Source organism: Staphylococcus sp. HMSC057A08, assembly GCF_001812925.1.
Lineage (GTDB): Bacteria > Bacillota > Bacilli > Staphylococcales > Staphylococcaceae > Staphylococcus > Staphylococcus hominis.
This window is the reverse complement of the sequence record NZ_KV810872.1, coordinates 70983-86365: the sequence shown is the minus strand read 5'-3', so window position 1 is coordinate 86365 and position 15383 is coordinate 70983. Positions and strand designations below refer to the sequence as shown.

The following is a 15383-nucleotide window of genomic DNA, read 5'->3' as shown; positions in this document are numbered from 1 at the left end:
AAACATTTCTTATGCTATAAAAATTATTTTATAACATTTAAGTATAATATTTCAATATTTTTATGAAATTAAAATGATATTATATATTAAAATCTCATTTGCCAAATTAAATTATACATAATTATTTCATGTGTTATACACCTAAAATAACTAGTAATGTAAGAGACAAGACTTTCTTACATCACTAGTTATTTTTAGAACAAATTATAATATTAATTCCTTTTTTATCATTTTACTACAATGTCTCAAGATATAATGAATCTCTTCCTTTTTCGACATATTTAACTTTATACACACTCTACGTTCATCTATAACATCTCTTTCTTTCAAAATATAACCACTTTGTTGTAATCGTTTAATTACTAAATTTATATTTATAGACTGACAACGCGAAAAATAGTTTATCGATTTCAACGAGATGTCATTTTGATTCGACCAAATAATGCCTAAAACAAGCAAATCATTTAAACTTAACTGATAGTGCTTAATACTTTTTTCAATCTTATTTAAAACTTTATAAATAGTAATTAAATATGTTAACTTACAATAATTCATATTCTTGATTGATGTTTTAAGATAGTTATTTTCAAGTAATTCTCCAATTTCTAATAATAAATGATTCATTTTTCTTTCATACACTTCTACAGGTAAGATTCTTAATCTTCGTTGATCATTTGCATCATAAGATTTAAAAATCCAATTTTCGTGGTATAAATGACTAACAAGATGGAATAAAGTTCGTTTAGATAAATACGTTTTTTTCATTAATGTTTCAATATCCATACCTTGATGGTTCGTTTTATGATAATCAATAATAGCATATAGTACATTTAGGTGTTCAATATTTAGGTTTTTAGAATATTTTAAAAGTTCATCGACTGCTTTATAAAATAAAAGATAAAATAATAGTACATCCATATCATTTTTCGTCATGATAGTTGCCACCTCGCAATTTATACAACAATTCTAGAAGACAGACTTTAGTATTGCGATACAATTTTAAAGTGTTACCAGTTTATCTTTATATCATACATATACTTACTTCATATTAAGTATGAGTAAAGGTCTAAATACTTTATCTTTTTACTTATTAATGGACTTACTCCTATTTTAGGTATGATAGTTACTTTTGGCCTCAGCTATAAGTAACTGTGCTTCATAATCTAAAGATATTTCAACCGTTTCGGTAGCCTTATATATTGGAGCAAATTGTTTTTTTCGTGCTTGACCTGGAGTCATCCCATATTTCTTACTAAATAATGCAATAAATCTCGGAAAATGATTAAATCCATGTTTATAAGCAATATCTTGAATAAATTCACTACTATCTAAAATATCAAGTAAACATAATTTCAAACGAATATCATTAATATATTGAGCAATATTATGATAAGGTGTATGAAATTTAATCACTTGACTTAACTCTTTGTTAGACATATCAAGTGAATTCGCTAATGCTTGTTTATTAATCTTTTCATGATGATGTTCGATAATATATTCATGAACTTCATCTACAAGTGGATTGTTTAGTTTATAGTTTTGACGATGTTTTCTTTGAATATAACCTAATTCTACACATAAATGTTTAACTAATTTATCCCTTATGTGTGGAAGTCGAGGTTTTCGACTTTCAAATTCAAGAAGATTAATAATAAATGATTCTAATTGTTTTCGTTCAATAGAAGAAAATTTATATCCTTTTTGTCTGATATAATCGTCTGCAAATCTTAAATAATCTGTGAATGAAATTTCAATTATTGCAATAACAGAGTTCGTTTCGCCTTCTATCGAATATAAATCATTTAACATAATAAATACGAGATCTCTTTTTTTCATATTATATGTATCTAAGTCTAAATTTATTTTTCCAGAACCCTTTAACCAATATATAAGTTTGATATTGGATTCTTTTTGTTTTAATATTCTCGTATTTTTTAAAAGCTTTACCGAAAAATTATCTATCATACGTCTTTCCTCTCGTTTGTAATATAAAGACTAGATATAAGCGATGACATTTCTCCCCTTTATTCACCACTTAATTCTATTGAATTATCGCCTCGATACTTATGTATGCGTATCGGAGATCTATCTTCATATACAATTTTATGTTTTATTTCGGTATTAGCAGTAGCAATATTTTGACTTATTTTATCACTTTATTATCTTATAGTATGATTTTATTGTTTTTCAATATAAACTTACTTTATTTATATATAAGGATGACATATAAAATAATTTTTTAGTATTTATTTAATCAAGTAATAATTCAATAGGCTAAATTATTTTGTTATAAATTATTTTTCTATTATTTTACAAAAAGATTACAAGAAAATGAATGTCTTTTTCATATTCTTCTATAAACACTGTCATAATAGCGTTTTTTATATTAAACATTATTACTAAGAATTAAATTTACAAGCTTTTATATTATCGAAAAATTACAAATCGTTAACATTCCCCACAAATTGTAATTTTTTTGATAAAGTATTTCTTGTCGTTAAGTAAAATGATTTAAAGACTAAGTTAACAAATGACTATTAAATATAAAATAATATTAATTTAATTCTCAGGAGGAAATTTATAATGAAAAAAATCGCTACAGCTACAATCGCTACTGCAGGAGTTGCCGCAATTGCTATCGCCGGACAAGGACATGAAGCTCATGCAGCTGAACAAGGATATAATCCAAATGATCCTACTTCATATAGCTACTCTTACACTATCGATCAACAAGGTAACTACCATTACACTTGGAAAGGTAACTGGAGCCCAGATCGTTTAAATCATTCTAACTATAATTACAATTATAACTACAATACATATAATAATTATTCTAATACAAATTCAACTTATAGTTATAACAACTATAATACTAATAACTCAAATCAAGTTGCTAGTAATCCAACACAATCTTACACAACAAGTAATCAACAAACTGGTGGTTTAGGTGCTGCTTCTACTTCTAATAATAATGTAAAAGTAACTACTGTAACTGCACCTTCATCAACAGGTGTTTCAATTTCTAACTCTGTTAGCTCAGGTAGAAACTACTACACTTCTGGCCAATGTACATATTATGTATATGACCGTGTAGGTGGTAAAATCGGTTCGACTTGGGGTAACGCAAATAACTGGGCAAATGCTGCAGCATCTGCTGGTTACACAGTAAATAACCGTCCATCTGCAGGCGCAATTATGCAATCTACTGCTGGTGCTTACGGTCACGTAGCATATGTTGAAAATGTAAATAGTAATGGTTCAATCACAGTGTCTGAAATGAATTATGGTCATGGTGTAGGTGTAGTAACATCTCGTACACTTTCTTCAAGTGAAGCTGCTTCATATAATTTCATTCATTAATTAAATTGATAAAGAAAAAAGATTTAGAATTCAATATGAATTCTAAATCTTTTTTTTATGCATAATACAAAAAGCGTTCGAAACTTTACTTTAATTTAGTGTTTCGAACGCTTTAAGTTATCATATTAATCAAATTCATTATTATGGATTGAATTCTCGCCACAAAAATTAAATCCTCTTTTAATTCATTTTTTAGGATATCTAAAATTAATGTATTTTTTAAATAACATCGCTACTATGTTTCTCATCAATACTTTAATCCTAATTTGTTATTTCCATATTATAGGGGAATTAAACATCAAATTAATCATTTAATTTATTTTTTTACGTATTCCAATGCCAGTAAATCCATAAATAATTGCTAATATAGCACATAAATAACATGGTACTGCCCAAATAAAGAATTGATCAACTGAAACTCCTAATTGTTGCGCATAGTAAATACCTGATGTTCCCCAAGGAATTAATGGTAGGACCATAGTACTGGAATCTTCTAATGTACGAGATAAATTACTTCTATCTAAATTCATATCTTCAAACATGTCTTTCATAAGTACCCCAACCATAATAATAACAATTGACGCCACACCAGCAGCAAATACCAACATTAGAGACGATAGAACAGTAATAAGAACGAGGGTACCAACAGATTTAACACCTTTTGCAACAGTTTGTAACATTACATCTAAACAACCAGATTTCTCTACAATACCTGCAAATGCATAACCACAAAAAATGGTCACAATGATTTGTGTCATACTCATCATTCCACCTTGTTCAATCAATGTTTTTGCATTTTCGGTGACATGAGAATGACCAGTCATAGATGATGTAAAGCCATCAAACGTTGCTTTAAAACCATCTACAAATTTAAATCCATTATTAAACTTACCTATCAAAATAGCACTCAACGCTGAAACAAGCATAGATGGAACAGTTGAAATTTTTAGTATTAAACAAATGATAATCACAATTAAGGGAATCCATACGAAAAAATTAATATTATAAATACTAGCTAGTTCATTTAAAAGTTCTTTTATTTGCTTTGTATTTACATTACCTTGGGAGTTTAATCCAGCAAAAAACCATACGATAAGTCCAATGATTGATGCTGGAATGGTTGTCCACATCATTGCTCTAATATGAGAAAAAATGTTTACTTTTGTTACGAGTGCAGCAAGATTGGTTGTATCTGATAAAGGTGACATTTTATCTCCAAATACTGCACCTGCAATAATTGCACCTGCTGCCATTCCTTGATTTATACCAAGTTGACTTCCAATAGATATTAAGGCAATCCCAGCTGTAGATGCAGATCCCCAAGCTGTCCCGGTTGCTAAACTACATATAGCCGAAATGATAAATGCCGAAATTAGAAAATAACTAGGATTCAAAAACTTAAGTCCATAGTAGATTAATGCAGGTACAGTGCCTGCGTACATCCAGCTACCTACAATGATACCTACAGCCAAAATAATGAAAATAGCAGGCATAGCTGTTGTCAATCGATGTGTAATTCCTTCTTCCAAGTCTTTCCATTTTAAACCGACACGCATAGCAATAAAAGCAGCGTAGGTTGAAGCGATAAGTAACAATACTTGAATAGGGATATTGAATTTAACAAATCCAATTGTAACAACTATTACCATGACAATAATTGTAGATATTGCTTCTAGAAATGTGGGTTTTCTTTTCATATATTTGCTCCTTTTTCTTTTTTCTTAAGACCTCTTTTCTATACCAAACATTATACTTATTTTAATCCTAATTTATCTAAACCAAGTTCTTCTACTGTTAGTCCTTCATTAAAGAAATCACGTTCGAGAATAGTAGAGGCAATGGTAATTATCGCATCAATATTCGGTGTATCTACACCAATTTCACGTCCTAAACTTGACCATAATACAAGTCCATATGCGATATCTTCAGTAAGATAACGATTTTCTACAGAGTTCGGTCCTGGAATTTGTGAAAATACAGGACTTGTATTAAATAAACGATTTAGCGGTTCATCCTCGTCTTTACGTTCTAAATAACCTCGTTGAATACGCGCTTCTTTAGCAGTTAATAATTCAAATCCTAATTTACGCCCTAAAGTTAGACGTTCTAATTCTACAGCATGTAAAAGTCGCACTGTATGTTTTGTGATACCTTCTTTATATAATGCAAATGTATCTGCATAATCTATACGACCTACATTTAATAGTGTAGGAGCTGGATGAACTTCAGGATTTCCATTTTCTAGATTCGTTTTCCACAAACTTTCTTCTTTTACTAATTGTGGATACAATTGGCTCACTTTATCAAAACATTCATTTAACTCTCTCTTATTGTATGTTGAGAAAAAGACTTTTCTTACATTAAGAGATAAATCCACTCGAGCCTCTTCAAAATCTACACGTGTCCCGTAAGTAAGGGTATTAGCTTCTGCATATTTAGGTTGAATATTAATATGACGTTCTTCTAATACATTCATAAATCGAATTGATCCCATAGCTGCTGCGATATTAAAGAAAATAATTTGTTCCGCCGTTATATAATGGGACATCACTTTCGCATAATATTCAATGTAAGATGAAGGAATCACTACTTGTATCACTTCTGCATCTTTTAATACATATTCAATATCATCACTAATATTTGTAAAAGGTACAAACGTTTCATGACCTTCATTATTAAAATCAAATCCACCTTTTTTTAACGCTCTATCAAATTTGTGAATTGATGAATTTCGACAATATAATTTGACTTCATGTCCTTGATTGACCATATCTACTGCAGCTGTAACCGCACCATTTCCTGATCCTACTATTGCAATTTTCATAGTTATCATTCCTCATTTCTCTATTTAGAATTTTTAATAGTCATCTAAAAAATTATTATCAATAAATAAAGATGCAGATATAAATACTGCATCTTCAAAATAGTATTATTTTATTCTATAGCCTAATTTAAATTTTTACAAACACTATTAGTAGTATGATATCAAATAAATCTCCATAAATGTAACCGCTTATCCTTTATGTATATATCTTTATATAAAATAAGTTTATTACAAGGTGCTGTAATATAAATTCTATTAATATTTTCAAAAAATTAGAAAATGTATAGCAAACATGCAGTTTGCAAGAAATATTTCATTAAGAAATATTAAACAGATTTTTATTACATCGTTGTACAAGAATTTTGAATTTCATTTACGGTAAAGTAACAATGCCCTACTACATGTTTTTATCTGATAAAGTATGACTTATCGTTAACAGCGACAAGTTAATGTTAAAACATATTCAACATATCGCTAAAATTATCCTATTGTTGAATAGTATTTGGGAGGACTTTATTTATGAAAAAATTAATTACATTATCAACACTGACAGCAGGAATTGGAGTCTCTGCTTTTGGATTAAATATACATCATGCAGATGCAGCAGAATTAACTCAAAATCAAGCTACTCAACAAGTGAATCAACAAAAACAACATAATAATAGTGAACAACAACAAAATTTAAATCACCAACAAAATCAGAATCAACTTCAAAAGCAAGGCTATAATCATCAACAGACAAGTCAATCTAATATAGCACATCAAGCACGTCAAATTAATCATTCAAATCTAAATAATCAAAGATATCATTTTGGTCAATCAAACTACAACGCACAAAATCAACCTACTCAACATTTGAATCAACAAAAGCAAAATCAAAATGTAATTCACTATAATGAAGCAAAATCTAAAAAAATCGTCACTAACAAGCAAGCACCTTCTCATTTCACTAATACTATTTACTCAAACAATCATACAAATCCTAATCTACATTTAGCCAGTCATACTACAGAAGATGTAGCTAGCGCCACATCTACAATGAATAAATTAAATAGTGTATCTCATACTACGTCATCTAGTAGTTCATCTACTTCAAATTCCTCAAGTGTAACGAGTACATCAACTAAGACAACATCTTCAACTAAGAACAACTTGTACACCGCTGGTCAATGTACATGGTATGTATATGACAAAGTGAATGGTGCTATTGGTTCAACATGGGGTAATGCAAATAACTGGGCAAATGCTGCAAAAGCAGCTGGATACACAGTTAATCATCATGCCAAAGCTGGTTCAATTTTACAAACCACAGCAGGAAGTTTAGGACATGTGGCTTATGTAGAAAGTGTAAATAGTGATGGATCAATTACAATTTCAGAAATGAATTATACAGGTGGCGCCTACGTGACGGATACACGTACAATTTCAGCAAGCGAAGTAAGTTCTTATAATTATATTCATTTATCATAAATATCTAAGATTGATATAACTTGAATATAAATATATTACCGTTTAATATCACCTTTAAGATTATATTTTCATTAATTTAAAAGTGAGAAAATGAATTCACAATGAATTCTTTCTCACTTTTCTATTTTCTAAAATTGCATAACTCATAATTGTCTGAGAAAATGTTTTTACTTATCAAAAATACTATAAGGAGTAATGGATGTAATGCAATGGTTAAAGGTCATTTTATCTGGATTGATAGAAGTTGTTTGGGTTACGTGTTTAAATTACGCTCATAATACGTTTACTTGGCTTATCACTTTATTATTTATTGCTTTAAGTTTTTATTTAATGCTTTCTGCTACAAAACAACTTCCAGTAGGTACTGTTTATGCTGTTTTTGTTGGTATAGGCGCTGCAGGAACAGTCATTGTTGATATGTTATTTATTAATCACGTTATTTCACCTATGAAATTATTATTTATTATTTTATTAATTATAGGTATTATCGGATTAAAGATTTCTACTGATGACCAATCTGAAGGAGGTCTATAAAATGGCGTGGTTATACCTTTTAGTTGCAGGATGCTTTGAGATTTTAGGTGTTGTTTTCTTAAATGAACTGAATCGTACACATAAAAAAATATATATTCTACTAGGTGCGCTTACATTTATATTTAGCTTTAGTACTTTAAAACTATCTATGCAGACGATTTCGATGGGAACTGCCTATGCAATATGGACAGGGATTGGGACTGCTGGAGGTACCATTGTAGGTATGATTTTCTATAATGAATCAAAAAAATTTATTCGTATATTTTGTATTGCTTTAATCTTAATATCCGTAATTGCTTTAAAAATAATACAATAACTTTATTCATATAAATTCTTTGTGTCCCTATCTTTCTTCCATTATACTTAATTTGAAAGATTACAAAGGAGTGAGATGGATGGAAAAAGTATATATAGCTGGTAAAATTCCAGAAGCTGGTTTAAATCTACTTAAAGAACATTTTGAAGTAGACATGTATGAAGGTGAAGATATCATCGATAAAGAAACATTAAAAAAAGGTGTCAAAGATGCTTCTGCTTTGATTAGTATTTTATCTACTAATGTAGATAAAGAAGTGATTGACAGCGGTGAAAATCTTAAAATTATTGCCAATTATGGCGCTGGGTTTAATAATGTAGATGTAGATTATGCACGTGAAAAAAATATTGATGTTACAAATACACCAAAAGCATCTACAGCTGCAACTGCTGAATTAACATTCGGTTTAATATTAGCAATTGCTCGTCGTATCGTTGAAGGTGACAAACTTTCTCGTACAAAAGGATTTGATGGTTGGGCACCATTATTCTTTAGAGGCCGTGAAGTCTCAGGCAAAACACTTGGTATTATCGGATTTGGAGAAATTGGTAGTGCAGTAGCTAAACGTGCAAAAGGATTTGATATGGATATCCTTTATACAGGTCCTCACAAAAAAAAGGAAAAAGAACGTGAAATTGGTGCTAAATACGTTGATTTAGATACATTATTAGAACACTCTGATTTTATTACAATCAACGCTGCTTACAATCCAGATATACACCATATGATTGATTCAGAACAATTTAAAAAAATGAAATCGACTGCTTATTTAGTCAATGCAGGACGTGGACCAATCGTTAATGAACAGGCACTTGTTGATGCATTGAAACATAAAGATATTGAAGGTGCAGCTCTCGATGTGTATGAATTCGAGCCAGATATTACTGAAGGCTTGAAATCTTTAGATAACGTAGTCATTACGCCACACATCGGTAATGCTACGTTTGAAGCTCGTGAAATGATGTCTAAAATTGTAGCTAATGATACAATTAAAAAATTGAATGGTGAAGAACCGCAATTTGTTGTTAATAAAAAATAATATTAAATAAAATAATAAGGAGTGATCATAGAATCCATAGTGAATTCTATGATCACTCCTTATTTATCTTTTGTTTTATATAAAAATTTAGTTTGACCACTAAAAAATCGTTTTGGCATATGTTTCATGATAGAATTGCGCAATGCAACAACTAGTTTATTATCTTTTTGAGCGATATGTCCGATTTTTCGAGAGCGTTTTATTACTTTTTTAGTATGTTTTACACGTAATTTATTATATCGCTGTAATGCTTTTTTTAAGTCATAAGAAGCAATACAATTAGCTAAAACGATAGCATCTTCCATTGCTTGTCCTGCGCCCTGACCCATGTTTGGCGTCATTGCATGGGCAGCATCTCCTAGTAAGACTGTACGATGATGTACAAATGAAGTTAAAGGTTTTAAATCATATAAATCGTTTTTAATAATACCTGTTTCACTTTGTTTATCTAACAATGCTCTCACTTGATTAGGATAATGATTAAAATAAGCCTGCAAATGTGGTTTTTCAAATGATACATATTTAGGATCTTTTTCATTTGCATTAATTGTAATAAACCAATAGGCTTGATTATTGATTAGAGGCACAATACCCACGCGTCCACGTCTTCCCCAATATTCATCTGCTGTATATTGATTCATTATGTCCACTTCATCTATCATTCCTCTAAAGCACGTATAACCTTGATAAATCACTTTAGAGTCTGGGAATAATGCTTTTCTAACAGCTGAATGAATACCATCCGCGCCAATACATAAATCAAACGTCTGACTTGCATGTTTTGAGAAATGAAGCATTGGCAGTTCAGATTGAACATCCACTTTAGTCACTTCATAATCTGTAAATACAGTATTAGGTTTTACATATGAATATATTAACTCTATTAATGACTGACGAGATAACGTCACATTTAATGTTCCCTCTTTCAATTTAGCTGATGTAAGCAAGTCGCCTTTATCGCTATAGATATTTAATGATTTTAAATTTTGTCCGGCATTTTTGATACCTTTAGCTAAATCATGATTACCGAGTTTTTTTAAAACGTTATCACCGATGCCAATACCAGCACCTACTTCTTTAATATCAGTCTTTCTCTCAAAGACTTTGACATCATGCCCTTGTTCTTGTAAAAGGGCTGCAACCGTTAAACCTCCGATACCAGCACCTATCACTGCAACTTTCATTCTATTACACCTCAATATCTCTATTTATTAGATATATAGTAATTCCTACGTATCTTATCTTTTTTTATACCCAAACGTTCATAATCTTTTTTCATATTATCTGCAATTTTATCTGCCCACTCAATATCGCTCGCATATTGATGAGACCCTGGATTTTTAGGATTCCATCTCATTTGATAAAGCGTAATTTGTTCGTTTTCAAAATATTGATGACGAATAAAAGCTGCACCGCCCATAATTGCTTTACTTGGTGTTGTCCAATCATGCTCTTTAGCATAACTATGACCAGTAGCAATGGCATCTTGATCAAATGCACCAATTCCAAAAAAATTATAGTATTTATGATTATTCTCTTTAATACCATTAGCCAGTTCGGATTGACCATTTGCTGTTTCTATTATTGCATGATTCATTAAATATATAATATTAACTTGGTACTTATCTTGGGCCTTTAAAAATGTTTGGGCCTGATCTGTTAAAATACCTTTATTTTTAAGTATATGTTTTACCTCATCTTCATTCATTGGAACCGTTTTAGATAAATCCATATATTTTAAATCATTATCTTTTTTAGAAATACTCATTGCTCTTTTCACTTCATTATTATTCGCTAGAACAAACTGATTATTTTTATCAATGGTATTTAATTGGTTTGATTGGGTTTGCTTTTGAAAGGCCTCTTGAAAACTGTATCTTCGATCATTACGTAGTATATCCTTATGATTGATACAAAGTAATACAATCAATATGATGAGAACAAACATAAAAAGTATAATAGATAAACGTAAATGATTACTATTTCTATATTTCATAAATTGAAATTCCTCTAATTGTCTTATTTAGATAACATACTGTATGCAACTATAATAGCAATAACGACGATGGCAAACGAAATATTAATAATAATTTTCATGCCCGTACGATCTCGAAATAATACATTAAAAATAACAAGACTAATTGCCAATGAAACGGCAAACATTGCTATCGCTAACATTAATTTCATCATAATTAAAAATATAATTCCTAATATAACAAAAATATTAGAAATAATAGTCATTATTTTAATAATATTTGGATGAATAAGTCCTCTCTCCTTACACTTTAATTTATACACTCTACTTTATCATAATAGATGTATACTATATTTTACAAATTCATTTCTAAAAAAACTCCTTAACATAAGTCATCTCATTCTTATATTAAGGAGTCGTATCTATTCAATTTATTTTCTAGACATGCCTTTAAGTAAATTTAGCATGTACGTTAAGCTACGATTCATATCATCATCTTTTAATACACTCATTAAGCTTCGTATCGTCATTTTGGCATTTGGACTTGCTTGATTAGCTACGTGTAAGCCACTATTAAGTTTATTTAAAAATTGACTTAGTTCTTTAACTTCTAGATTTCCAAGCATAAATACCATTGGAGCTAAATTTGTAATCAGTCCAGTATACATATCTTTATTTAATTCCGTAGCGAATTTATTTATAATAACTTGACGACCTTTAATACCACCGTTAATAGCATCTAAGAGTTTTGCATCATCTAAATTTTTAATAATACGAATAGCTTTTAAAATACTATCCTTATTTTCAACAATTGCATCTGTAACTTCATTCAAACTTTCCAATTTAAGTTGTTCCTTTGATTTTTCAAGACGATTAATTTTAGTTATTCTTTCAGCCATATTAATCCACCACATTTCCCGGGAAAATATAATCCTTACGCTTCCATTTTTTCTGAACTTGGACACTATATTGTGGATGACGATGTTTATCTACACGGAAATTCGTTGGATTTAAAGGAGATTTACCTTTTCTAGTTATAACCTCTAAACGACAATGTGTACGTTTATAAGATGGTGTGTGTGTAGCATAATCCGCGTCACTATTAGTTAATTTATTTATAGCACCTATATCACCATTACTCATAGCATCATTATTTAAAGGAATATATATCTCTTTTCCTTTAACTCTATCAGTAATTGTAGCAACTAAAGTAGCTTCTCCTGTATCAGAAATAAGTTTTACTTCTGCACCCTCATGGATATCGCGATCTTTTGCTAATTCAGGTGAAATTTCTACAAATGCATGAGGCATTTTATATTTAATCATTTCTGTTTGATATGTCATATTTCCTTCATGGAAATGTTCTAGTACGCGACCATTATTCACATGTAAATCATATACTTCATCTTCTTTAAAGAAATTATCAAATGTTAATTTAAATAATTTTGCACGTTTATTATCGAAATTAAAGCCATCAAGATATAATGTAGGTTGATCTATACCATCTGGTGCTACAGGCCATTGTAAACTGTTAAAACCTTCTAATCTTTCATAGCTGACACCTGAATAAGAAGGTGTTAAGCGTGCAATTTCGTCCATAATTTCTGAAGGATGACTATAATTCCAATCAAAGCCCATTCTTTTAGCAATCAATTGGAAAATTACCCAGTCAGGTTTTGAGTCACCTAAAGGTGATAATGCTTGATTAATACGTTGAATTCTACGCTCTGTATTTGTATATGTGCCATCTTTTTCTAACGAAGGACTAGCTGGTAACACAACATCCGCATACGTTGCTGTAAATGTTAAAAATTCATCTTGAACTACCAGAAATTCAACTTTTTCTAATGCAGATTGTACATAGTTAATATTTGAATCTACAATTCCTGTATCTTCACCATACAAATATAGTGAATGAATTTGTCCTTCATGAATACCATCCATCATTTGATGATTATCACGACCAGGCGTTGGATTCAATGTGACACCATACTCTTTCTCAAATTTCGCTCTAATTTCATCATTGTGTATCATTTGATAACCTGGAAATTGATCTGGCATACTTCCCATATCACTTGCACCTTGAACATTATTGTGGCCGCGTAATGGATAAGCCCCTGTGCCAGGTCTTCTATAGTTACCTGTTACAAGAAGAAGATTTGAAATTGCTGTACTTGTATCACTACCAATATCTTGTTGTGTGACACCCATTGCCCAACAAATAGCTACAGATTCTGCTTTTGCGCATTCTTCCGCGAAACTAATTAACCGCGCTTTTGAAATTCCTGTAACCTCTTCAGTAAATTCTAATGAAAATGGAGTTAACGACTCATAGTATTCATCAAAATTGTCAACCCACTTTTTAATAAATTCGATATCATGTAAATGATGATCGATAATATATTTTGTCACAGCACTCAACCATACTAAGTCTGTACCAGGTTTAGGTTGATAAAATTCATCTGCACGTTCAGCCATTTCATGTTTACGAATATCAAAGACATGCATTCTTTGTCCAAACAATTTCTGTGCACGTTTAATTCTTGAAGCAATAACTGGATGTGCTTCTGCTGTATTTGTACCAATAAGTACCGTCATAGCTGCTTTTTCCAAGTCATCAATAGAACCTGAGTCCCCGCCATGTCCTACCGTTCTAAATAATCCTTTTGTAGCAGGTGCTTGACAATACCTCGAACAATTATCAATATTATTTGAACCAAATACTTGGCGAGAAAGTTTCTGCATTAAATATGACTCTTCGTTTGTACCTTTTGAAGAGGCGATAAATGCTAGATGATCGCCACCATATTTATTTTTAATGAGCTTAAAGTTCTCTTCTATAACATCAAGGGCTTCTTCCCATTCAACCTCATGAAATTCACCATTTTTACGTACTAAAGGTTTAGTTAAACGTTGATCCGAATTAATGTGTCCCCATGAGAATTTACCTTTTACACAAGTAGAGATTTTATTTGCTGGAGAGTCGTGTGATGGTTGAACTTTTAAGATTTCTCTATCTTTTGTCCATACATCAAATGAACATCCTACACCACAATATGTACATACTGTTTTAGTTTTGTTAATTCTTTCTTTGCGCATCTCTGCTTCAGAATCCGACACAGCAAATAACAATCCATCTCCTGGTTCAGCTTTTTTAGTTAAATCAATCATAGCTGCTAATGAACCCGGTTCTGTATCAGTTAAATATCCTGCATTACCCTCCATATTGACTTCCATCATTGCATTACATGGACATACTGTCGCACATTGACCACATGATACACAAGACGATTCATTTATTGGAACATCATTATCCCAAATCACACGTGGGTGCTCACGATCCCAGTCTATAGAAAGTGTTTCGTTAACTTCCACATCTTGACATGCTTCTACACATCTGCCACATAGGATACATTGGTCTGGGTCATAACGATAGAAAGGACCATAATCTTTTTCATAAGGTTTTGTTTTATATTCATATGATTGTTCTTGTAATCCCCATGCATCCATGGCATTGTGAATCTCACAATCACCGTTATTATAATCACATACCGTACAATACAGCATATGCTTTTCTAAAATTCTATCTAATGCTTCTTTTTGGCTAGCTTTCACTCGTTTATTTTGAGTATTGACTGACATCGGACGGTCAACTACTGTACTACACGCTCGTTCAACTTTACCGTCAATTTCAACCATGCAAGTATCACAGGTTTGAATTGGACCCATGGATTCGTTATAGCAAATTGAAGGCACGAAAGTATCACGAGATTTAATAAATTCGAGTAAATTTGTTCCAGGTTCTACAAGATAATCCACATCATCTAGGGTTAAAACTAAATGTTCTTGCATTGCTTTCCCCACC

14 protein-coding genes are annotated in these 15383 nt (G+C 30.8%); 5 read left to right on the top strand and 9 right to left on the bottom strand.

Features of this window, described 5'->3' with window-relative positions; all coding sequences use genetic code 11:
• Positions 1-204: 204 nt before the first annotated feature.
• Both HMPREF2881_RS10825 and HMPREF2881_RS10820 read right to left on the bottom strand, forming a co-directional pair.
• A complete protein-coding gene (locus HMPREF2881_RS10825) occupies positions 205-933 on the bottom strand; it encodes a transcriptional regulator, SarA/Rot family (protein ID WP_002448437.1) in 729 nt (242 codons plus the stop codon).
• Positions 934-1110: 177 nt separating this feature from the next.
• Complete coding sequence (locus HMPREF2881_RS10820) at positions 1111-1965, bottom strand: helix-turn-helix transcriptional regulator (protein ID WP_002448325.1); 855 nt, start codon at positions 1963-1965, stop codon at positions 1111-1113.
• A 618-nt stretch (positions 1966-2583) separates the two neighbouring features.
• On the opposite strand from HMPREF2881_RS10820, the gene HMPREF2881_RS10815 reads away from it, so the two are divergent.
• A complete protein-coding gene (locus HMPREF2881_RS10815) occupies positions 2584-3360 on the top strand; it encodes a CHAP domain-containing protein (protein ID WP_002448555.1) in 777 nt (258 codons plus the stop codon).
• 311 nt (positions 3361-3671) lie between these two features.
• Here the strand turns inward: HMPREF2881_RS10815 and nhaC are convergent, their stop codons facing one another.
• Both nhaC and HMPREF2881_RS10805 read right to left on the bottom strand, forming a co-directional pair.
• Complete coding sequence (gene nhaC / locus HMPREF2881_RS10810) at positions 3672-5057, bottom strand: Na+/H+ antiporter NhaC (RefSeq protein ID WP_002448535.1); 1386 nt, start codon at positions 5055-5057, stop codon at positions 3672-3674.
• 56 nt (positions 5058-5113) lie between these two features.
• Positions 5114-6184: an NAD/NADP-dependent octopine/nopaline dehydrogenase family protein gene (locus HMPREF2881_RS10805; RefSeq protein ID WP_002488631.1), complete on the bottom strand. Its 1071-nt coding sequence runs from the start codon at positions 6182-6184 to the stop codon at positions 5114-5116.
• A 519-nt stretch (positions 6185-6703) separates the two neighbouring features.
• On the opposite strand from HMPREF2881_RS10805, the gene HMPREF2881_RS10800 reads away from it, so the two are divergent.
• The 4 genes from HMPREF2881_RS10800 to HMPREF2881_RS10785 all read left to right on the top strand — a co-directional run bounded on the left by HMPREF2881_RS10800 (position 6704) and on the right by HMPREF2881_RS10785 (position 9543).
• Positions 6704-7654: a CHAP domain-containing protein gene (locus HMPREF2881_RS10800; RefSeq protein WP_002488609.1), complete on the top strand. Its 951-nt coding sequence runs from the start codon at positions 6704-6706 to the stop codon at positions 7652-7654.
• 204 nt (positions 7655-7858) lie between these two features.
• Entirely contained in the window at positions 7859-8188 is a 330-nt protein-coding gene (locus tag HMPREF2881_RS10795; RefSeq protein WP_002448391.1) for a DMT family transporter, read from the top strand.
• A gap of 1 nt (position 8189) precedes the next feature.
• Positions 8190-8504 (top strand): DMT family transporter, encoded by a 315-nt coding sequence (locus HMPREF2881_RS10790; protein WP_002454990.1) that lies wholly within the window; start codon positions 8190-8192, stop codon positions 8502-8504.
• A gap of 79 nt (positions 8505-8583) precedes the next feature.
• Complete coding sequence (locus HMPREF2881_RS10785; protein ID WP_002488614.1) at positions 8584-9543, top strand: 2-hydroxyacid dehydrogenase family protein; 960 nt, start codon at positions 8584-8586, stop codon at positions 9541-9543.
• Between the two features lie 59 nt (positions 9544-9602).
• On the opposite strand, the gene HMPREF2881_RS10780 is transcribed toward HMPREF2881_RS10785, so the two are convergent.
• The 5 genes from HMPREF2881_RS10780 to fdhF all read right to left on the bottom strand — a co-directional run bounded on the left by HMPREF2881_RS10780 (position 9603) and on the right by fdhF (position 15370).
• Complete coding sequence (locus tag HMPREF2881_RS10780) at positions 9603-10727, bottom strand: FAD-dependent monooxygenase (RefSeq protein ID WP_002448454.1); 1125 nt, start codon at positions 10725-10727, stop codon at positions 9603-9605.
• A gap of 20 nt (positions 10728-10747) precedes the next feature.
• On the bottom strand, positions 10748-11539 hold the full coding sequence (locus tag HMPREF2881_RS10775) for an N-acetylglucosaminidase (protein ID WP_002454989.1): 792 nt from the start codon (positions 11537-11539) through the stop codon (positions 10748-10750).
• A gap of 23 nt (positions 11540-11562) precedes the next feature.
• Complete coding sequence (locus tag HMPREF2881_RS10770) at positions 11563-11784, bottom strand: hypothetical protein (protein ID WP_002448552.1); 222 nt, start codon at positions 11782-11784, stop codon at positions 11563-11565.
• Between the two features lie 165 nt (positions 11785-11949).
• Positions 11950-12417 (bottom strand): helical membrane plugin domain-containing protein, encoded by a 468-nt coding sequence (locus HMPREF2881_RS10765; protein ID WP_002448524.1) that lies wholly within the window; start codon positions 12415-12417, stop codon positions 11950-11952.
• Position 12418: 1 nt separating this feature from the next.
• On the bottom strand, positions 12419-15370 hold the full coding sequence (fdhF, locus tag HMPREF2881_RS10760) for a formate dehydrogenase subunit alpha (protein WP_002488607.1): 2952 nt from the start codon (positions 15368-15370) through the stop codon (positions 12419-12421).
• Positions 15371-15383: the final 13 nt, after the last annotated feature.

What these genes read in the sequence shown, in the direction of transcription:
- HMPREF2881_RS10825 (WP_002448437.1), bottom strand. Translation starts at nt 933, where the DNA reads ATGACGAAAAATGATATGGATGTACTATTATTTTATCTTTTATTTTAT.
- HMPREF2881_RS10820 (WP_002448325.1), bottom strand. Translation starts at nt 1,965, where the DNA reads ATGATAGATAATTTTTCGGTAAAGCTTTTAAAAAATACGAGAATATTA.
- HMPREF2881_RS10815 (WP_002448555.1), top strand. Translation starts at nt 2,584, where the DNA reads ATGAAAAAAATCGCTACAGCTACAATCGCTACTGCAGGAGTTGCCGCA.
- nhaC (WP_002448535.1), bottom strand. Translation starts at nt 5,057, where the DNA reads ATGAAAAGAAAACCCACATTTCTAGAAGCAATATCTACAATTATTGTC.
- HMPREF2881_RS10805 (WP_002488631.1), bottom strand. Translation starts at nt 6,184, where the DNA reads ATGAAAATTGCAATAGTAGGATCAGGAAATGGTGCGGTTACAGCTGCA.
- HMPREF2881_RS10800 (WP_002488609.1), top strand. Translation starts at nt 6,704, where the DNA reads ATGAAAAAATTAATTACATTATCAACACTGACAGCAGGAATTGGAGTC.
- HMPREF2881_RS10795 (WP_002448391.1), top strand. Translation starts at nt 7,859, where the DNA reads ATGCAATGGTTAAAGGTCATTTTATCTGGATTGATAGAAGTTGTTTGG.
- HMPREF2881_RS10790 (WP_002454990.1), top strand. Translation starts at nt 8,190, where the DNA reads ATGGCGTGGTTATACCTTTTAGTTGCAGGATGCTTTGAGATTTTAGGT.
- HMPREF2881_RS10785 (WP_002488614.1), top strand. Translation starts at nt 8,584, where the DNA reads ATGGAAAAAGTATATATAGCTGGTAAAATTCCAGAAGCTGGTTTAAAT.
- HMPREF2881_RS10780 (WP_002448454.1), bottom strand. Translation starts at nt 10,727, where the DNA reads ATGAAAGTTGCAGTGATAGGTGCTGGTATCGGAGGTTTAACGGTTGCA.
- HMPREF2881_RS10775 (WP_002454989.1), bottom strand. Translation starts at nt 11,539, where the DNA reads ATGAAATATAGAAATAGTAATCATTTACGTTTATCTATTATACTTTTT.
- HMPREF2881_RS10770 (WP_002448552.1), bottom strand. Translation starts at nt 11,784, where the DNA reads ATGACTATTATTTCTAATATTTTTGTTATATTAGGAATTATATTTTTA.
- HMPREF2881_RS10765 (WP_002448524.1), bottom strand. Translation starts at nt 12,417, where the DNA reads ATGGCTGAAAGAATAACTAAAATTAATCGTCTTGAAAAATCAAAGGAA.
- fdhF (WP_002488607.1), bottom strand. Translation starts at nt 15,370, where the DNA reads ATGCAAGAACATTTAGTTTTAACCCTAGATGATGTGGATTATCTTGTA.